At 45.2% G+C, this 18,884-nt stretch carries 15 protein-coding genes, 1 pseudogene and 1 riboswitch; of the genes and pseudogenes, 11 read left to right on the top strand and 5 right to left on the bottom strand.

Annotated features, from left to right (window positions below):
- Window positions 1–114: 114 nt before the first annotated feature.
- Window positions 115–2,151, top strand: coding sequence for a M14 family metallopeptidase (locus L5L77_RS07445; RefSeq protein WP_263192132.1), 2,037 nt, complete (start codon window positions 115–117; stop codon window positions 2,149–2,151).
- Window positions 2,152–2,176: 25 nt separating this feature from the next.
- Here the strand turns inward: L5L77_RS07445 and L5L77_RS07450 are convergent, their stop codons facing one another.
- Window positions 2,177–2,944 carry a class I SAM-dependent methyltransferase gene (locus L5L77_RS07450; RefSeq protein ID WP_263222481.1) on the bottom strand — a complete coding sequence of 256 codons (768 nt, stop codon included), beginning with the start codon at window positions 2,942–2,944 and terminating at the stop codon, window positions 2,177–2,179.
- A 270-nt stretch (window positions 2,945–3,214) separates the two neighbouring features.
- On the opposite strand from L5L77_RS07450, the gene L5L77_RS07455 reads away from it, so the two are divergent.
- The 3 genes from L5L77_RS07455 (at window position 3,215) to L5L77_RS07465 (ending at window position 5,592) form a co-directional block, all read left to right on the top strand.
- Window positions 3,215–4,000: a hypothetical protein gene (locus tag L5L77_RS07455; protein WP_263222483.1), complete on the top strand. Its 786-nt coding sequence runs from the start codon at window positions 3,215–3,217 to the stop codon at window positions 3,998–4,000.
- A 307-nt stretch (window positions 4,001–4,307) separates the two neighbouring features.
- Window positions 4,308–4,778: a hypothetical protein gene (locus L5L77_RS07460; protein ID WP_263173754.1), complete on the top strand. Its 471-nt coding sequence runs from the start codon at window positions 4,308–4,310 to the stop codon at window positions 4,776–4,778.
- A 121-nt stretch (window positions 4,779–4,899) separates the two neighbouring features.
- Entirely contained in the window at window positions 4,900–5,592 is a 693-nt protein-coding gene (locus tag L5L77_RS07465; RefSeq protein WP_263222486.1) for a hypothetical protein, read from the top strand.
- Window positions 5,593–6,194: 602 nt separating this feature from the next.
- Here the strand turns inward: L5L77_RS07465 and L5L77_RS07470 are convergent.
- A complete protein-coding gene (locus L5L77_RS07470) occupies window positions 6,195–7,073 on the bottom strand; it encodes a hypothetical protein (RefSeq protein WP_263222488.1) in 879 nt (292 codons plus the stop codon).
- Window positions 7,074–7,340: 267 nt separating this feature from the next.
- Here L5L77_RS07470 and L5L77_RS07475 point away from each other — a divergent pair, with 267 nt between their 5' ends.
- A complete protein-coding gene (locus L5L77_RS07475) occupies window positions 7,341–7,463 on the top strand; it encodes a hypothetical protein (RefSeq protein WP_263222491.1) in 123 nt (40 codons plus the stop codon).
- Between the two features lie 24 nt (window positions 7,464–7,487).
- On the opposite strand, the pseudogene L5L77_RS07480 reads toward L5L77_RS07475, so the two are convergent.
- Window positions 7,488–7,760: pseudogene (locus L5L77_RS07480) on the bottom strand (GIY-YIG nuclease family protein); the annotation flags it as partial.
- A 20-nt stretch (window positions 7,761–7,780) separates the two neighbouring features.
- Window positions 7,781–9,916: a S9 family peptidase gene (locus L5L77_RS07485; protein ID WP_263222492.1), complete on the bottom strand. Its 2,136-nt coding sequence runs from the start codon at window positions 9,914–9,916 to the stop codon at window positions 7,781–7,783.
- 180 nt (window positions 9,917–10,096) lie between these two features.
- Window positions 10,097–10,328: riboswitch (FMN riboswitch) on the top strand.
- A gap of 189 nt (window positions 10,329–10,517) precedes the next feature.
- Here L5L77_RS07485 and ribB point away from each other — a divergent pair.
- Window positions 10,518–11,171 carry a 3,4-dihydroxy-2-butanone-4-phosphate synthase gene (gene ribB, locus L5L77_RS07490; protein ID WP_131525667.1) on the top strand — a complete coding sequence of 218 codons (654 nt, stop codon included), beginning with the start codon at window positions 10,518–10,520 and terminating at the stop codon, window positions 11,169–11,171.
- 435 nt (window positions 11,172–11,606) lie between these two features.
- Window positions 11,607–14,831, top strand: a complete 3,225-nt coding sequence (locus tag L5L77_RS07495; RefSeq protein WP_263222495.1) for an EAL domain-containing protein — start codon at window positions 11,607–11,609, stop codon at window positions 14,829–14,831.
- A 72-nt stretch (window positions 14,832–14,903) separates the two neighbouring features.
- On the opposite strand, the gene ftnA is transcribed toward L5L77_RS07495, so the two are convergent.
- The gene (ftnA, locus tag L5L77_RS07500) at window positions 14,904–15,440 is read right to left on the bottom strand and encodes a non-heme ferritin (protein ID WP_105250975.1); all 537 of its coding nucleotides are present in this window, start codon (window positions 15,438–15,440) and stop codon (window positions 14,904–14,906) included.
- A 349-nt stretch (window positions 15,441–15,789) separates the two neighbouring features.
- Between ftnA and glp the strand changes: the two genes are divergently transcribed.
- From glp to L5L77_RS07520, 4 genes are all read left to right on the top strand, one after another.
- On the top strand, window positions 15,790–17,043 hold the full coding sequence (gene glp / locus L5L77_RS07505; RefSeq protein ID WP_263222496.1) for a gephyrin-like molybdotransferase Glp: 1,254 nt from the start codon (window positions 15,790–15,792) through the stop codon (window positions 17,041–17,043).
- A gap of 10 nt (window positions 17,044–17,053) precedes the next feature.
- Entirely contained in the window at window positions 17,054–17,824 is a 771-nt protein-coding gene (gene moeB, locus L5L77_RS07510) for a molybdopterin-synthase adenylyltransferase MoeB (protein ID WP_263222498.1), read from the top strand.
- Window positions 17,825–17,952: 128 nt separating this feature from the next.
- Entirely contained in the window at window positions 17,953–18,615 is a 663-nt protein-coding gene (locus tag L5L77_RS07515) for a Bax inhibitor-1 family protein (protein ID WP_168826929.1), read from the top strand.
- A gap of 17 nt (window positions 18,616–18,632) precedes the next feature.
- Window positions 18,633–18,878: a DUF333 domain-containing protein gene (locus L5L77_RS07520; RefSeq protein WP_105250971.1), complete on the top strand. Its 246-nt coding sequence runs from the start codon at window positions 18,633–18,635 to the stop codon at window positions 18,876–18,878.
- Window positions 18,879–18,884: the final 6 nt, after the last annotated feature.

The following is an 18,884-nucleotide window of genomic DNA, read 5'->3' on the forward strand; positions in this document are numbered from 1 at the left end:
TAGTGCTTAAATCCATGTCAGAAATGCCGGATAACCCTTAGCCGCCCTTGCGTTAACGGGGCGTTTAATGAAAAGATACCGTCCTAATAAAAATTCGATAGATGGACTCTTTTCATGCGCTTGTTTTCTTTCTCCGTTATCGCCATTGCCTGTCTCTCTACGGGCAATCTGTACCCTGGTAATGCTTTTGCCAATGATGCGAAAACCACAACCCAAACAACTCCGGCAGCCACTATGGCGCAAGCCTCTACCACCGAAACATTGGCAGTTGGCTCCCCAGTAATCACAACGTCACAGGATGCAAGTCCAGCAGCGAATAGCCAAGCGACTGAAACTGCGACTAATGTACTGGCCGATACCACAGTTGCAGCGCCAGAAGCACAACCAGCGCCCATTCCTGAACGAGCCAACACCTTTGTCAACGATGCGATTTTACCGCCAAACATCACTTGGTCTGGCGCCAGCGAATCGCTCATGTTAAGTGTTGATAGCGAGTGGGCGACTCCCTTTGAGCAAAGTGGCGGTATTGAAAGTCCAAGCTACGATGCCACTATCGCTTGGCTCGACAAACTCGCGGGCGAGACAGATAAATTACAAAAGGTGAGCTTAGGTAAGAGCCCACAAGGGCGCGATATTTGGATGTATATCGCCAGCAGTGAAGGCATTAATGAATCGGCACGCCTCAAACAAAACACTAAGCCAACAGTGCTAGTGCAGGCGGGAATTCATGCGGGAGAAATCGACGGTAAAGATGCCGGCATGATGCTGCTACGTGACATTATCCAAGGCGATAAAAGTGCCCTGCTCGATAAAGCTAACCTCTTGTTTGTGCCTATTTTTAGTGTTGATGCCCATGAGCGCAGCGGCGAATTTAATCGTGTAAATCAACGTGGCCCTGTGAATATGGGCTGGCGCACTACGGCTAATAATCTCAACCTTAACCGCGATTATGCTAAGGCCGACAGCTTAGAAATGCAGCACATGCTGCGCGCAATCAACGTATGGCAACCGGATCTGTATATCGATGTGCATGTTACTGACGGCATCGACTATCAATACGATGTTACCTTTGGTTATAACCTTGCCCAAGGCTTAAGCCCTGCGAGCTACCGCTGGCTCGAAAACAGCTACAGACCTGCGGTTGAAGCGGCATTAACGGAACAAGGCCATATTCCCGGCGCACTGATTTTTGCCGTGGATAACGCCGATATTAACAAAGGCATGTCGCTGTGGAATCCAAGCCCGCGCTTCTCTAACGGTTATGGCGATGCTCGCCATTTGCCCACCATTCTGGTTGAAAACCACAGCCTAAAGCCCTTTAAGCAAAGGGTGCTCGGCACTTATGTGATGTTAGCGCAAACCCTCAAAACCGTGGGTGAACAGGCGACGAAACTTAAGAGTGCGATTCAAGAAGATAAATACCGCGCCTCACCGCTAATCACCCTTACTTGGAAATTAGCACCATTAGAAAAAGGCTGGGATTTTAAAGGCATAGATTATCAACTTGAAAAGAGCCCCATCAGTGGCGCTGAAGTTGTGCGCTGGACAGGTGAACCTAAGCTTTACCCTAACTTGCCTGTGATGGCTGAAACAGTGCCCGACATTAAGGTCACTCGTCCGAGTGCTTACTATATTCCAGCGCAATGGACTCAAGTGATTGATCGTCTTAACGTGCATGGCATTCGCATGACCACGCTCAAAAAGCCAACCGAGTTGAAATTGCAGCAATATACCCTCAGCAATCCCGTGTTTAACACTAAGGATTTTGAGGGCCGCCAAACGGTCAAAGCCGAGTCAGAGTTAACCAAAGTCAGCACAACTCTGCCCGCTGGCACCATTAAAATCAGTACGGATCAACCGCTAGGTGATCTGGCGATTTTACTGCTTGAGCCGCAATCACCAGATTCTTTACTGCAATGGGGTTTCTTCAATCCTATCTTCACTCGTACTGAATACATTGAAGATTATGCGGTAGAGCCACTGGCGGCCAAGATGCTAAAAGATGATCCTAAGCTACAAGCTGAGTTCGACAAAGCACTGACCAATGCCGAGTTTGCCGCCGATCCTGAGGCACGCCTACGCTGGTTCTATGAACGCAGCCCTTACTACGACAACCAATACCTTAAGTATCCGGTTTACCGTAGTCGTTGATCATCGCGATTACAAAAGGCTGTGATTACGCTGGCTTACGCGCACTGATGCTATACACCAAGGGCACCTTCTGCCCTTGGTGTGTTAACACATAACGACCATCTTCTTGCGCTTCGAGCCCTTCAAAGCAGTTATAGGGGCTGAAATCAAACTCGTGGAAAAACTCCAACACTAAGCCCGCCTGTAATAACGCATTGATCACTTCAGATAAACTGTGCGACCAGCACATTAAGGTTTGCTGATCATCACAGGTATTTTCGGTATATGTGCCTTCCTGCTCTATGTCTGGCTCACCCCGATTAAAATAGCTATAGCCATCGAACAACTGCTGCGCAGAATGGAACTCGGCCATGTAAAACTGTCCGCCGGGTGTTAAACAGGCAACCACCGTCTGCGCCCACAGAGTTAAATCCGGCAACCAAACAATGGCACCATAGGACGTAAACACAATATCGTGAGGCTCAACCTTGCTCGCCACACTGTAAACATCGCTACAGATAAACTCGGCGGACAACTGTGTCCGTTCTGCCAGCTTTTGCGCTTCAACAATCGCCACCGCTGACAAATCGACGCCTGTGACTCTGGCTCCCATTCGCGCCCACGACAAGGTGTCTAAGCCGAAATGACATTGCAGATGCAGCAAACTTTTACCTGCAACCTCGAGTTCACCTAGCTCAATTTCCCGCAGCGAAGTCTTACCATTAAGAAAACCCGCCACATCATAAAAATCAGAAGTTAAATGTACCCGAGTGCGCGCATCCCAAGCCGTTTTGTTCGTCGTTAAATAATCCATCTGCATCCCTTCTTGTATTTTTTTGTATTTTTGATTCCGCGTGACTTACGGAGCTTAAACTAACTTAATAAATGAGCAATTTCACTAATCTATGAGTAAATCACCCATGTAGCGGACATGTCCGCATAGTGAACCCTGGACACTTTTTAGCTTAACCAATTGATTATAAATAAAACTTAAAATTGGCATGGGCTGTGCAATGTCTTATTCATCGCAAGACGACTCAGCGCTCACCCGAAAAACGAGTGCTAGATAAACAAGGAAGCTAACATGTCACTACGCCCATTTATATTCACCCTCGCTTTTATAGTGTTTTTTACTGCTGGAGTATCGCTCACTGGCTGCATTCTTAATGTGAACGCTGCAGGCATGCCAGACTTAGACCACCAGCAACGCGAACTCACACTCGATAGCCAAGACTTACAAGGCCTGATTGCAGAAACTGGCGCAGGCAGTCTCGAAATTATCGGTGTCGAAGGCCTAGCCCAAATTAAACTCATCGCCGACATCTATAGCAATAAGGACGGCAACGATGACAGCAAAGTCATTCTCACCCTTGAGAAAAAAGCCAATAAAGCCAAGCTCAAGGCCAACTTTGAGCAAACAGATTCTAATAATGACTCGCCCTATATAGACCTAAAACTGCAAGTCCCTGCGAACTTTACACTGGATATTGATGACAGCTCAGGGGCTATTTTGATCAGCAAGATGACGTCAGATATCAATGTCAAAGACGGTTCAGGTGAACTCACTATCAACGGTGGTAACAATATCAACATAGAGGATGGCTCAGGTGATATTGAAATCAGCCAAATCAACGGCAGCCTAACCATTGAAGATGGCTCTGGTGCCATCAAGCTGACCGATATTCGCGGCAATACCGCAATTGATGACGGCTCGGGCAACATAGAGGTCGCCAATGTGCAAAGTGCTGTGACCATCACAGACGGCTCAGGCAATATTAATGTCTTTAACACCAAGGGATTAACGATTCTTGCGGCAGGTTCTGGCGATGTGACATTTAACAAAATCGACGGCCCAGTGAGCATGCAATAACGCGCCGTTTTACCCCTCCACTCCCAAAGGTTTTACCCACTTCCCGGCGTAGAGGCTGATGTTGCAACGGTTCCCAGCCAAGATGTCAGTCTTCTACCCACCCTTTTAAGCGTATGCCAGACTTATGCATTTATGCCACTAACCCCTTGTAGTGGCATTTTTATACCGAAATTAAGCTTGAGTTTGCAGAAATGATGTTGATTTTATTCAGACCGTTACGCTTTAACCTTGTGGATTTGCTAAGATTGTCAGCCTTCCCACTTCAATAGTCGAAAAGTCACACTGTATTGCCAGTAAGGTCGAGAATATGGATCAGTTTTCGGAATACCAAAAAGAAATTGAAGCGCTTTCTCTATCGGATAACCCTAGACAGATAATGGAAGGACTAGGGGATATTTGTTTTGATGGCGAATCTTTTTATCGCAACGGCAATAAAGCCCTAGCCAAACACATTTTCAAGCATATTTACGCCTTAGATGCGCACTCAGACTATTTCTCACACGCCAGGACTGTCGCAAAAGCCTTTCTTATAACCTTGGAAGAAATTCCCCCTATCTCCCTAGAAGAGGCTATTTTACAGATAAAGCATGAGCATGCCTCATTAGCTGCACATCAATTAAATCTGCTGATTGCAAAGCGTATTTTTAGGGAATTTAGTCACCATCAAGACGCTATCCACATCACTATGCAATATCTCACCAAAGCCGAGGCACTTACCCCTCTGAGCAAGAGTGACCTTCGCTTTAAAGCTTTAGTCAGCTCAAATAAGAGTGAGTAAAGGGATAGCGTGACAGAATAAATCATCAGAATTTAGAGCCGCTTCTCAAAAGAAATGCAAAAATATACCGGAAGTGATCAACGTTCTGAATTCGACAACCCAATTTTAATTAAGTGATAATATGGACATTTCATCTTTTAAGAAATATATAAAGTTAGCACCAGAAAATGTTTCAGAATGGCAGAGGTGGGAAAATTCATTACCTACCTTCGATTCTATATTACCAACATTGGATTATGTATATAACACTGAGTGGCAGCGAGATGATTGGAAAGCCATAATGGCATTCATTCGGAAAGGTTATGTTGAGCAAAATGAATCATCTGAATTGGTTGACGGGATTAAGCATGTAAATATATTCAACTCCAAAGTTATTAATCTAAAAGTTGATGTCGCAATTTCATTAAACTGCTCCATTGTTCGCTCATTAGAGTCAATTAATTTATGCTCAGACTCCGTTGAATCATTAAGTGTGTCCCATGCAAGCAAACTCTCTGAAATTACTGGAAACACCCAGAATTTAAGCTACTTATCTTTAAATAAATGTCAAAAGTTAGATTTTGGTTCTATCATTTCAACGCTTGACAGCGTAAAAATTTTAGACCTCAGTGGAAACCCACAGTTGTCCAGTATTGATGAGTTGTGTGGAAATAAAAATATTTTTGCGTTATATCTTGTTGAAACAAATGTAATCAAGACTAAAGAGACAGTAGAAATCTTGGCTTCGATACCAAACTTGAAAAAACTTTGGATTAAAGCAAACAAAAAGGAGTTGGAACTTTTAAGAGAAGCCCTACCAGGGATTGTAAATTAAGCATAGAAAAAGACCGGACATGTAGTTCAAGAGCGTGAAAAGATCTGTGTAAGTGGCATTCTTAAGCTGTTGAATGGAGTTCAGAATACCAATAGCAGACAAACTTATCGCTCAGCAGAAGAAAAAATCGACTCACCCCAATAATAAATCCGGCAATAAACCGGCCAGTGGCATTTTTTTAACTCTCAATTTCTACTTCTCTAACCCCAATGCAGACCAGTCTTTGGTGACGACTAAATCTTAACTATTTGATTTATTATGAAAGTTAATCGTTAAGCTATTAAGCACTGCCATTCCAGTGACTCGCCGCCCTGTCGTTTAACAAGAAGTGTACCTATAGGCTCTACGGCGGCATCTGCTGCATACAGAAGTGCAAATACCGCGATCACATGGATGTGAAAGAGCGGCCATGCCGCCAACGGTTACTTCCATGACAGTGCTTAATCTCATTAACCTTTGAGTATACCTGTGGCCAAATTGAACAATGAATGCCTTAATAAACTTCACATATAATGTTGCATTCAAGTATGAGCAACATTGCCACTAGCCCCCAACCTTGAACTAAAAATACCAAGCTTTAGGAATCACTCTTAAATGCTTTATTATCTTAATGACTTTCGACCAAACCTCTCATAATCATGGACAATAGCTTCAAACAGTTTTGAACCTACCACTTTATCCACATTATCAATCACATAATTTTCAATCTTTGCAAGCTGTTCTTCTGGGATTTGCTCGTATAGTTCAGATATTTTATTTGCAGCATCCCTGATATAACCATCAAAACCGTCAGGAAAGACGTACTGTCTTGGGGATATTGTTCCACCGCGAATAGCCACACGGCTAGATCGCATTTGTTTCGATTGCTTTGACTTAATTACACCTATAACAATAAACGAAGGTAACTTCGTATAAATGTACGTGCCTTGTGAGTTACCCACAATATCCATGGCAATAGCACGAAGGAAATACCGATTGATGTTTGTTGGAAGATTATCGAAATTTGTTGACTCAATAACATCAAGAGGAAATATGTGTTGCTCAAATTCGTATAAGTTTGAAGATTTACCAAGTAAGAAGTTGGCTAACCCCTCTTCAGCTTTTGCCAACATTTCTAGGTATTCTTGCGGTTTAGTTTCATGGCTATTTTTGCTGCGAACATAAGTAAGTGTTCGCCAAGACAAAGAGGCTGCAAATTTTGACAACCAATTTCCATACACTGCTACTAAACTCGAGTTTTTCATATAAGGGTGGAATATTTTAACCGAAAAAGTTCTTTCCCATGTTGAAAATAAATCTTCGCAAGCTCCACATAACCAATATTCTTTGGCTATATCTTGCTGTCGTTTACTTACTTGATTTCCATCTCTTAAATACCCCGTAATTGAAGTCTTCTTAAGCCACTTTCCTATAAATTTTGGAATAAAATGACTCAACTCAAGCTTCGCTTCTTGATTACATAATTTGCAAACGCCATGCATATAAAAAAGACCTCCATTAAGATAACCTTTGAATAGTGTGCATGCTCGCTTACCTCATTAGAGCAGAGAAAGCGTGCATCGTTAACTATTTGTATCAAAATAAATTAATCAGATTTCTATCACTTTCCTTACACAACAATCTATCAGACAGAATATCCCATGTGCGAGTTACAAACCTATCATATATTGCAATAGGATCATGCCAACTAAGATAGATAGTTCTGTCTGACATTAGGCTTAAGAGAATGCTCTAGGTAACAGGATACTATGCAGTTAACCAGATTAAGCGCTGACATGGAAGTGACCGTTGGCGGCATGGATGCCGTCGTCGAGCCTATAGGGATATATCTACGGCGAGTCACTGGAATGACAGTGCTTAATCATTACTAGTCACAGAACAAGTATGATGCAGTGTTAACGATCTACTAATCCACGCTCTGACTCAATCAACACCAGCTTTTGACTGCGACTCAGCTTTTTAACTGCAATCTCACGCCGCAGTGCATCACCCTGACTGCCAACCTGCTCTTGATACATCAGCGTTAACGGACCTTTACCGCGCAGATACTTAGCGGATTTGATGCCACCCGACTGATGCTCGCTAAAGCGTCGTGTGACATCTGTGGTGACGCCTGTATATAAATGCCCGTTCGCGCAGCGGACTAAATACAAATACCAGAGGGCTGAGCCAGTCACTTGCGAATGACCTACTTCGCCATACCTAACAGACTCAAGAAGAAGGCATATTCTTGGGCTGTGTCTTGGTATTGGCGATAGCGACCACTCTTACCGCCGTGGCCAGCTTCCATATCCACATTGAATAACAACACCTTATCATCCATCTTGTACCACTTATTCTGTACATCGCGCAGTTTAGCGACCCACTTGGCGGGTTCAAAATACTGCACTTGGGAATCATGCAAACCTGTCGTCACTAGCATGTGTGGGTATTCTTGCTCGGTGACATTGTCGTAGGGCGAGTAACTCAACATGTAATCAAAGTAAGTTTTCTCGTTAGGATTGCCCCACTCGTCGTACTCATTGGTCGTCAACGGAATCGACTCGTCCAGCATAGTCGTCACCACATCAACAAAAGGTACATGGGCTGCAAGGGCGAAATACTTATCCGGAGCTTGGTTAGCAATCGCGCCCATTAGCAAACCACCCGCGCTGCCGCCAGAGGCAACTACCTTGTTTTTGTCGCCATAACCTTGCGCCGTTAATGCCGTTGTTACGTCAATAAAATCATTGAAGGTATTCTGCTTATTCAACAGCTTACCATTGTCATACCAAGGGCGACCTAGCATTTCTGAGCCGCGCACATGGGCGATGGCATACACAAAACCGCGGTCGAGCAAACTGATAACGGATGAAGAGAAATCGGGTTCTACTGTGTAACCGTAAGATCCATAACCGTATTGATACAGAGGGTTAGTGCCATCTTTCTTGAATTTATCTTTGCGATATACCAAAGAGACGGGCACTTTTGCACCGTCGCGGGCCGTCACAAATATCCGTTCGGCACGATACTGGCTGGCATCGAAGCCGCCTAAGACTTGATCTTGTTTTAATAAATCACGTCTATCGGGATTCACCAGCGAATATTCGTATACGGCTTCTGGCGTCGTTAGGCTGGAGTAAAATATGCGTAACTTATTGCTGTCTTGCTGGGCATTAACATCTAACCCCATCACATAGGCAGGTTCATCAAAGCTCAACTCGAAGGGCTTTTGACCATTGAGCGGCATCACTTTAATCCGCGTCAGGCCGTTTTCACGGGTCTGAATAATCAGATAATCCTTGAGCACTAACTCGTCTTCGATACGGGCATTGGGATTATGCGCAACCACTTCTTGCCACTTAGATTTGTCCGCCGCATCTTTGATGGCAACTTTCATCAAACGGAAGTTAGTCGCCTGCCAGTTGGTGAGAATGTAATAAGTATCACCCAGCTTAGACACACTGTATTCGTGACCTTCTTCCCGCGCTAACACTGGTTTGAATAAACCTAAAGGCTCGCTGGCGTCGAGAATAGACACTTCACTCGTCGTGGTGCTTTCTTGGAACAACACAATTTGCGACTCATCTAAGGTTTTACCAAGTGAAATATAAAATGAATCGTCTTGTTCTTCATACACTAAGACATCGCTCGATTGCTTAGTACCCAGCTCGTGGCGATACACTTGATAGCCCAGCAAGGTTTTTAGATCTTTGGCGATATAGAACACATGCTTGTTGTCGTTCGCCCACACTACGCGACCTTCGGTATTTTCAAGCACGTCGGTGATCATGTCGCCCGAAGCCAAGTCTTTAAAATAGATGTGATATACACGGCGGCTGAGGACGTCTTCGCCAAAGGCCAACATGGTTTCATCAGGGCTCACACTCGCGCCGCCTAAACCATAAAACTCATGGCCCTTAGCTCGCTCGTTAACGTCGAGCATCACTTGCTCAACACCATCGGCGCCCTTACGGCTGATCAGCGGATATTCGCTGCCCTCTTGGTATCTGTGATAGTAGCTGTGCTGATGCCATTGGTACGGCACACTCGACTCATCGGCGACTAAACGCTCTGTTAACTCTTTATAAAGGCCATCTTGCAGCGGCTTTAATGGTTTGAAATAAGCAGCGGTATAACGATTCTCAGCGTTGAGATAGGCCAACACTTTAGGATCTTTGCGCTCATCATCACGCAGCCAATAGTAATCATCGGTACGCGTTACGCTATGTAAAGTCATCACATGGGGAATTTTTTCAGCAACCGGGGCAGGTACTTGCCCTTTGGAGGTCGAACAAGCGGATAACAGCATAACAATACCTAAAGTGAGTAGCAGAGAGCGCATTTATACGTCCTTGTGACGTCCATAACGACCGTCGAAGAATGCGACGGCAAGTCAATTAGCTTATGTGTTCAGTATGATAGTGGTCAGGTGTGCACTAGCGCAAACATTGAACGCGAGAAGTTGCCATTCGCGGTAAATAAGAGCAACATAACCGCGTTTTTGAGCGCAAATGGCTCAAAAGCAAATTCTCAGGGCGGGGTGAAACTCCCCACCGGCGGTAAATGGGTAACGACTAAGTGATTATTTTGCTGAGCGACACCCAAAGCCCGCGAGCGCCCGAAATCACTTTCGGGGTCAGCAGATCTGGTGCCTTAGATTTTGCCTAGTGCAAAACTGACTATTCCAGAGCCGACGGTAATGGACTGTTTGCTTTAATGGCGACAGTGCTGAGTCCGGATGGAAGAGAATGTAAGACAACATTGTGGTATCTCAGTGCAATGCGCTGATATATCTCAGTGTTAGCCTCATGTTTTGCAATAACTTCACCCCAAGTGAAGTGATATTGCTACAGCAAAATCGAGCCATTTGGTTTGATTACGTTGTATTTCTGCACGCCCTGATTCTGGATATTCCAATGTCGTATTTTTTAAGGATATTAACCATGAATCAGTCTTTACTTGCTCCTTTTGGTACTGCTATCGAACGTGTTGAAGCGGGTCTTAATGCTCTGCGTCAAGGCCAAGGTGTGTTAGTTGTCGATGACGAAGATAGAGAAAACGAAGGCGATTTAATTTTCGCTGCCGAGACGCTGACTAACGCTCAAATGGCCATGCTCATCCGTGAATGTAGCGGTATTGTTTGCCTGTGTTTACCCGATGCAAAAGTCAAAGCCCTCGAGTTGCCCCCTATGGTGGAAAACAACTCGAGCCAATACGGCACTGCGTTTACTGTGAGTATTGAAGCTAAAGTCGGTGTGACTACAGGGGTTTCTGCCGCCGATCGCGTGACCACCATTAAAGCGGCGATTGCCGATGACGCTAAGCCAAGTGATCTCGCTCGTCCTGGCCATGTGTATCCACTTCGCGCCCAACCGGGTGGGGTATTGACCCGCCGTGGTCACACTGAAGGCACTATCGATTTAATGCAACTCGCGGGTTTAAAAGCCGCTGGCGTATTGTGTGAAGTCACTAACACCGATGGCACTATGGCGCGTTTGCCCGAAATTATTGCCTTCGGTGCGCAGCACAATATACCCGTATTAACGATTGAAGATATTGTCGTTTATCGCAAATCATTGCTGGCCAATGTCGGCTAGATAACATGCCAATCGCCTGAATCTAGGGCATTGATTTAAATAGAAGGACGTTTAGCTGCGGCAAGCGTCCTTTTTATTTAAGTAGATTTACCGTTAACAATCGCGTTCCACCTAATGCACTAAAAAAACCGATAAAAGGTAAAGTTAAACAAGTCATTCTTTCGAATGATGAAATACTGCTTCACATCACAGACAAGACAAATGCTTGTTTGATAGGTGCAAAATAGGTTAATAAAAATAGTCTCTTAGCATGATATATAACAATTTGCTTAATTTCGTGACCTAGATTAGATATCCATAAACTAAAGGTCGCGGTGGCTGGCCGCCTATGTTAAATATCCTCACCCTGTGCCTAGTCCTATTTGTAACTCGGATTCAACGTTATTACGTTGAATTTTCTTTTTCTGCCTAGGTGAACGAGTGGAGTGATCTTTAATGCCGTCAGCGCTACACCATCTCAGTTTGAAGCAAAAGCTCATTCTGTTTTCGTTAGTCCCATTATTAATGATGAGCTTTTTCATTCTGACGCGCATGCATGACTTGATAAAGGAATCACACTCGGCCAAGCACAATCATCTTGCGGTACAAACGACGGTACAAATCACTGAGCTACTCTATCAGTTGCAAAACGAATATGGTCTAAGTACAAATCAGCGACCAACCGATGAAGTGCTATTACAGCAACAAGCGACTAGGTCAAAAGCACTCGATGCATTACTGAACAGTGAGCCTTTAGAGCATCTTCTGGAGGCGCTCGACCCTAAAAGTATTGAAGCAAACAAAATGAACGCATTGTTGGATGCGCTCAAACTCACAGGCAACAAACTCGCTAACGTTCACCAAAACCACACAGACGAAACACTGAGTCAGTTTACGGAACTCTATAATCAATTCCACACTCAGCTTTTACAGCTCATCCAGTTATTACAGTTACAAACCAATGAAATCAGTCAGTCCCGTGCCTATACCGATCTATTGAACCTGCTTATGGTGCAGGAGTTGGCCGTAAAAGAACGAAGTGCCATCAATCAATTACTGCTCAGCAAGTCACTCAATATTAATGATTACCGCACCATAATCTCCTTTATGTATGAATATGAGCGAGCCGTGATGCACGCGAGTAATGCATCAATTTCCAATAGAAGGTCCTTACTGCAAAACCTACAAGATTCGCCAGAAAATCAACGCATTCTGCAAATCAGCAAGCAAATTGAACAACAAACTCGCATTAGCGCTCTGGCACAAAATATTAATGCCTACTTAGGTTACGGTGGCTTAATGGGCAGTTTTCAGGACTATTTGCTTAAGGGCGATGAGATTTCACTGCAAAAATTTAATGCAGCACTTGCGACGATTCAGCTTAATTTGGATGAACTCAGTCACGAGACTCGTTCTCTACCCGAATTTAAGGCAGCGCTGAAAACCATTGAGGACAGCATAAATCAATACCAATTCAGCATGGTCAAGTTGCAGCAACTGCAGCAGCAAGGTTTGCCGATGACGGAGATCAAAGCCATCGCGCAAGTCCCTGCCAGCGAGGACAAATTAAGCCAAGCGATGAGCCAACTATTAATGCCGCCACATCCAATTGATAGCCAGGAGTGGTGGGATCTCACCACTCAGCGTATCAATCAACTACATTTGCTAGCGCAAAATATCACCAAGAACATGGCGCAGCAGAGCGAATATCAACAAAACCACACCTTAATCTTACTCGGCTTATACTTGTTCTCGGCTTTGTTCACCGCGACCATCACACTTTGGCTTGGACAAAAGATCATCCGCAATTTTATGGATAAGATCACTAAGATTGCCAATGACATGCAGCAAATGGCAGCAGATCCACAGCTCAATATTAATATCCAAGTCTCAGGCACAGATGAACTCGCTCGCATGGCCCGTGCCATGAACCGTATGATTAGCGAACGGCAAAAAGCAAACCATGCCCTAAGCCGTGCCGCAGCTGTGTTTGACTATTCTGCCGAAGGCATAGTGGTGACAGATGCCGACAACCATATTGAACTGGTCAACCCCGCTTTTTGCCACATTACGGGCTATTCATTGGAAGAAGTGAAAGGCCGCAGTCCCTCCCTACTCAGCTCTAGCCGTCATCCTAAGCACTTTTACACCGCCATGTGGGAGTCACTACAAAAAGAAGGGAAATGGGAGGGTGAAGTTTGGAATAAACGCAAAGATGGCCAAGTGTATCCCGAGTATCTAGCGATTACTGTGGTGCGAAATGAGCAAGGTAAAATAATCCAACATATTGGTTTATTTATGGATATCAGTAAGCGTAAGCAATATGAGCAGGATCTTTGGTATCAGGCCAACTTCGATGGGTTAACTGGGCTGCCTAATCGTAAGCTGTTCAATGAACGACTACAGCACGAAATCCATGTGGCGCAGCATGACTCTCGCAAGCTGGCTATCTTGCTGATTGATTTGGATCAATTCAAATATATCAACGATGTACAAGGCCATGCCACTGGCGACTTATTACTTAAAGATGTCGCAAAGCGCTTAGAAGGCATTGCGGGGAAAACCGATTTTATCGCACGTATCGGTGGCGACGAGTTTGTGCTTATCTTGCCACGGCTGACTAACGAACTCGCCATCGAACACATGGCAACCCGAATCATTGAAACCTTAGGTATGCCATTTAACTTAAATGACCGCGAGATCCAGATTTCGGCCAGCTTTGGTATTGGCGTCTATCCCGAAGATGGGTTAGATACAGGCTCACTCACCCGCAATACCGAAACCGCCATGTATCAAGCCAAAGACGCAGGGCGGAACAATTTTAAATACTTCACCGCGGGTATGAATCAAGCCATGTTCGCCCGGATGGAGTTAGAACAACGCCTACGCCGTGCCGTGGCACAAAATGAATTTGCCCTGCATTATCAACCTATCGTGGATATGCAAACCGGAAGTGTCTGCAGCGTCGAGGCCCTTATCCGCTGGCAAGATCCCGAGCTTGGGTTGATCCCGCCGGATCAATTTATCCCATTAGCCGAAGAAACCGGGCTGATAGAGCCTATGGGCGAATGGGTGCTCAACCAAGCCATGCATGATCTGAGGCAATGGCAGAAAAGTGGCTTAAATATCAATGTCGCGATTAATGTTTCCAGCCGCCAATGTATCAATACACGCGGTATGGGATTCGACCAAGTGTTGCAGGAGTGCTTCAACCGCCACCACGTCAACCCACGAAATGTGCATATTGAGATCACTGAAAGCATGCTGATGGGCGATGCCAGCCATTGCTTGAGCACGCTCGAGTCTATTCGTCATTTAGGCTCGCAAATCTATATCGATGACTTTGGTACGGGTTATTCTTCCCTGAGTTATCTGAAAAAATTCCCGATTTCAGTGATTAAAATCGACCGCAGCTTTGTGGAAAATGCCCTCGAAAATAACTCGAACGCCAACTTAGTCAAAGCGATTGTCATGATGGGGCAAAGCCTAGAAATGGAGTTAGTTGCTGAAGGCATAGAAACCGAAGCACAGTGGCACTTCCTACGAGATTTAGGTTGTCACTTCGCTCAAGGGTATTTGATCTCCAAACCGCTCCCCTTTAACGAGATCACTCCCTTGCTACGCATCAAGCACACAGCGCTGTTGAATGATGGCTATCAAGATAAATGCGTGAATATCTAAGCTTATAAAAAATAAAACAATAAAGAGCAAAAAAGCAGCCTAGGCTGCTTTTTTGTGGCAAATAAAACGAACTTAAGCCTGTGGTTGGCCTTGACCGTTCATTATGCTTTCGCCACCCTTAGAGGCTAGCTTAGCTAAATCTTTATCAATAAAGAACAGTGCCTTACCATCTTCGCCCACTAAACGTATCTTATCGACAATCGACTTAAACAGCTTTTCTTCTTCATGCTGCTCAGCGACATACCATTGTAAGAAGTTAAAGGTTGAGTAATCTTGATTCGAAAATGCGGCATGGGCCAAGGCATTGATCTGACGGGTAATCAGCTGCTCATGCTCATAGGTTAATTCAAACAACGCCAGTAAAGAATCAAACTGTGACTGTGGCGCCGCAATCGCACCTAACAAAGGTAAGCCACCGGTTTCACTCACATACGTGAACAGACGACGCATATGGCCCATTTCTTCATCCGCGTGCTCACGCATAAACTTAGCTGCGCCTTCAAATCCCTGATCTTCACACCACGCACTCATTTGCAGGTATAAATTTGAGGAGAAGAACTCCATATTAATTTGTTCATTCAACTTTTCGATCATAGTTGCAGACAGCATAGTAAATCCTCTTTTGCATTCGAACTGAATCATGGGGGACATTGTCATCAAGGGGGTCGACAAAAGCAACAAAATTTACCTTTGGATTTCTTGCTAAGTTAATGATTCATTGATAAAAATGATTTTCATTTGTTCATCGACTCGCGTTCAACCCTCGAATTAGCGCAGTAAATTGTGTGACTTCTAGCGAGGTTATCGCCCAAAGTGGCAGAAAAAACTGACTGGCCTATCACAGAAACTCACATGCAAATCATAGCCATCCCAGATCACCGTGGCATAATAGCCAGTCATAATCAGGTGGAAATTCATTCAGCGTCATTACGACCCATTGCATATAAGGCAGACCCTAATGTCCGTAACAGCCGATCCTTGTTCGCAACCTAGCTTAATGCATCCAGATCAAGCTATTCCCCTTTTGCTCGAGCAAGTTAGCCCAGTGTCAGACACCGAAGTCGTATTGCTTCCCCATGCCCTTGGCCGCGTCCTAGCAGAAGATTTAGCTTCCTGCATCGACCTGCCGCCCTTTAACAACTCCTCTATGGACGGCTACGCCTTTCGTTTTGTCGACTTAAATACGCAAACCAATCAGACCGCATTGCGCCTTATCGGCAGTTCCTTCGCCGGCCATGGTTTTAAAGGTGAAGCCAAACCTAATACCTGCGTGCGGATCATGACAGGCGCGCCTGTGCCTACAGGTTATGACACAGTGCAAATGCAGGAAGAAGCCGAGGTTGAAGGTGAGATTATTCATATCCGCCATCCTAGGGCGCAAGGCGCCAATGTGCGTTGCCGCGGTGAAGAACTCACCCAAGGCACTAAAGTACTCAGTGCAGGCATTCAAATTGGTGCTGCCGAACTCGGGGTGTTGGCCACGATTGGTGTTAGCCAAGTGCGAGTTTATCGTCAGCTTAAAGTGGCCTTTTTCTCCACAGGCGATGAACTGCGTCCCGTTGGCAGCGAATTAGCCCTAGGACAAATTTACGATTCAAACCGTTACTCGATCCAAGGCTTACTCAGCCGCGCTAACGTGGAATGGCTCGATTTAGGCGTAATAGCCGATGATCCTGAAGCCATACGTCAGGCATTTCACCATGCTGCCAGCCAAGCCGACATGGTATTAACCTCGGGTGGCGTGTCGGTCGGTGAAGCGGATTTCACTAAACAAATTCTTGATGAGGAAGGCAAAATTACCTTCTGGAAACTCGCCATCAAACCAGGCAAGCCCTTCGCCATGGGCCGTATCGGCAAAGCGATATTCTGTGGTTTACCGGGGAATCCCGTGTCTTCTATGGTGACGTTTTACAAACTCGTTTGGCCAATACTGAACAAGATGCAGGGCTTAACCCCAGTTGCACCTTTGATGTTAGACGCTGCGCTCACCACGCCTGTGCGTAAACAACCGGGCCGCGTCGAATATCAACGGGGCGTCTTAAGCCGTAATGCACAAGGTAAACTTGAAGTTGCCATTACAGGTAGCCAAGGTTCCGGCATGTTGACTTCGATGAGCTTAGCAAACTGTTTCGTTTTATTGGAGCAATTCCAAGGTGATACTCCCGCTGGCACCCAAGTGACTGTCGAGCCATTTAACAGCGTGCTTTGCTAGGAAAATCCCAATGAATGTGCCAAAAGATATTCTCAGCGACAGCGAACTCTTAAGATACAGCCGCCAAATATCCATCAAGGCTATGGATATCGACGGTCAAGAACGCTTAAAACAGGCCAAAGTGCTGATGATAGGTGCTGGCGGTTTAGGCTGTGCCGCCAGCCAGTACCTGACAGTTGCGGGTATTGGTGAGCTGACACTGGTCGATTTTGATACAGTTGAATTATCCAACCTGCAGCGCCAAGTGCTGCATCAAGATGCCAATGTCGGCCAGCCTAAAGTCGAATCAGCTAAACAGAGCCTCATGCAGCTCAATCCCTTTATTAAGATCAACATTATCAATGCAGTATTAGATGATCATGAGATTGACGCCCTAGTCGCCGATCACGGACTAGTGCTCGACTGTACCGATAATGTCAGTGTGCGCGAGCAACTTAATCTCAGCTGTTTTAAGTATAAAGTGCCCTTAGTGTCTGCCGCGGCAATTCGGATGGAAGGCATGGTCACTGTGTTCGATTATCACAACGAAACGCCTTGTTATCATTGCTTTAGCGCCCTATTTGGCGAGCAACAACTGAGCTGCGTTGAATCGGGCATCCTAGCCCCCGTGGTCGGTATGATAGGTTGTTTGCAGGCGGTTGAAGCCATCAAAGTGATTACTGGCATGGGTAAAACCTTAGCAGGACGCATTTTGATGATCGATGCAATGACGATGGAGTTTCGCGAGATGAAGTTACCGAAACAAGCCCGCTGCAATGTTTGTGGCACTGAAGAGGCTTAGGTTGTTCTCGCTTGAAAAACGGCTTTATTTACACTAGCTTAATTGCCACCGCTTAATTTGCCGTCATATAGCTCAACACTGATGACGCTTAATGGCCCGTTAAAATAAGGAAATCACAAGGAAAACATATGGATTCGGAAAACAGTGTATTTGACCGCATGACCACAGACGACCCCATAGTTGGCGCAGGTATTTACAACCTCGTTATCGGCCTCACGCTGATTTGGGGTTTTGCCGTTAACTATTGGATGGTCACCAATATCGACCCAGAGGCGATTGCCAGTGTTAATCCTTGGATTTTCTTTATCGGCTATTTTGCCTCCTGTTTCTTTGGGATTTATCTGTTCCAAAAATCGACTAATCCCGTTGTCAGTTTTATTGGCTACAACTTTGTAGTCGTGCCCTTCGGCTTAATTATCAATATGGTGGTCAGTCAATACGATCCCGAATTGGTGACCGAAGCCATTCGTATCACAGGGCTAGTGACCATAGCCATGATGTGTTTAGGCACACTCTTCCCCGCCTTTTTCCAAAAAATTTCCGGCGCCCTCACGATTGCTTTATTGCTCGTTATCGTCGTAGAACTGATTGAAGTGTTTATCTTTAATACTCACCACGGCATTTTAGATTGGATCGTCGTGCTGATTTTCTGCGGTTATATTGGTTATGACTGGGGACGGGCGAATCAAATCCCTAAAACCATAGATAATGCCATCGATAGCGCCGCCGCTTTGTATATGGATATCATCAACTTGTTCCTACGGATCCTGCGGATTTTAGGGCGAAAATAACTCACCAAGGAGTGTCTATGAAAATCCAATTCCTGCTTGTTACTGCTCCACTTCTGGCGAGTCTGGTATTAGTCGGATGCAGTGATACTGAACAAGTAAAAATAGCCAATCCCGCCTCTGAGTATTGTGTCTCCATTGGTGGCAAATTAACAATTGAGAAAACCGCCGAAGGTGAACATGGGATCTGCACCTTACCCAGCGGTGAAGCAATTGAAGAGTGGGCGTTATTCCGTCGCGATCATAAGGAAGAAAAGCCGCAGTAACAGTGG

This window comes from Shewanella sp. SM29, from assembly GCF_025654245.1.
GTDB lineage: Bacteria > Pseudomonadota > Gammaproteobacteria > Enterobacterales > Shewanellaceae > Shewanella > Shewanella oncorhynchi.

Excerpts from the sequence above, each read along its gene's own strand:
- L5L77_RS07475 (WP_263222491.1), top strand. The coding sequence starts at position 7,341 with ATGCAGTTAACCAGATTAAGCGCTGACATGGAAGTGACCGTTGGCGGC.
- L5L77_RS07515 (WP_168826929.1), top strand. The coding sequence starts at position 17,953 with ATGGATTCGGAAAACAGTGTATTTGACCGCATGACCACAGACGACCCC.
- L5L77_RS07470 (WP_263222488.1), bottom strand. The coding sequence starts at position 7,073 with ATGCATGGCGTTTGCAAATTATGTAATCAAGAAGCGAAGCTTGAGTTG.
- L5L77_RS07495 (WP_263222495.1), top strand. The coding sequence starts at position 11,607 with ATGCCGTCAGCGCTACACCATCTCAGTTTGAAGCAAAAGCTCATTCTG.
- moeB (WP_263222498.1), top strand. The coding sequence starts at position 17,054 with ATGAATGTGCCAAAAGATATTCTCAGCGACAGCGAACTCTTAAGATAC.
- L5L77_RS07460 (WP_263173754.1), top strand. The coding sequence starts at position 4,308 with ATGGATCAGTTTTCGGAATACCAAAAAGAAATTGAAGCGCTTTCTCTA.
- L5L77_RS07520 (WP_105250971.1), top strand. The coding sequence starts at position 18,633 with ATGAAAATCCAATTCCTGCTTGTTACTGCTCCACTTCTGGCGAGTCTG.
- ribB (WP_131525667.1), top strand. The coding sequence starts at position 10,518 with ATGAATCAGTCTTTACTTGCTCCTTTTGGTACTGCTATCGAACGTGTT.
- L5L77_RS07455 (WP_263222483.1), top strand. The coding sequence starts at position 3,215 with ATGTCACTACGCCCATTTATATTCACCCTCGCTTTTATAGTGTTTTTT.
- L5L77_RS07465 (WP_263222486.1), top strand. The coding sequence starts at position 4,900 with ATGGACATTTCATCTTTTAAGAAATATATAAAGTTAGCACCAGAAAAT.
- L5L77_RS07450 (WP_263222481.1), bottom strand. The coding sequence starts at position 2,944 with ATGGATTATTTAACGACGAACAAAACGGCTTGGGATGCGCGCACTCGG.
- L5L77_RS07485 (WP_263222492.1), bottom strand. The coding sequence starts at position 9,916 with ATGCGCTCTCTGCTACTCACTTTAGGTATTGTTATGCTGTTATCCGCT.
- ftnA (WP_105250975.1), bottom strand. The coding sequence starts at position 15,440 with ATGCTGTCTGCAACTATGATCGAAAAGTTGAATGAACAAATTAATATG.
- L5L77_RS07445 (WP_263192132.1), top strand. The coding sequence starts at position 115 with ATGCGCTTGTTTTCTTTCTCCGTTATCGCCATTGCCTGTCTCTCTACG.
- glp (WP_263222496.1), top strand. The coding sequence starts at position 15,790 with ATGTCCGTAACAGCCGATCCTTGTTCGCAACCTAGCTTAATGCATCCA.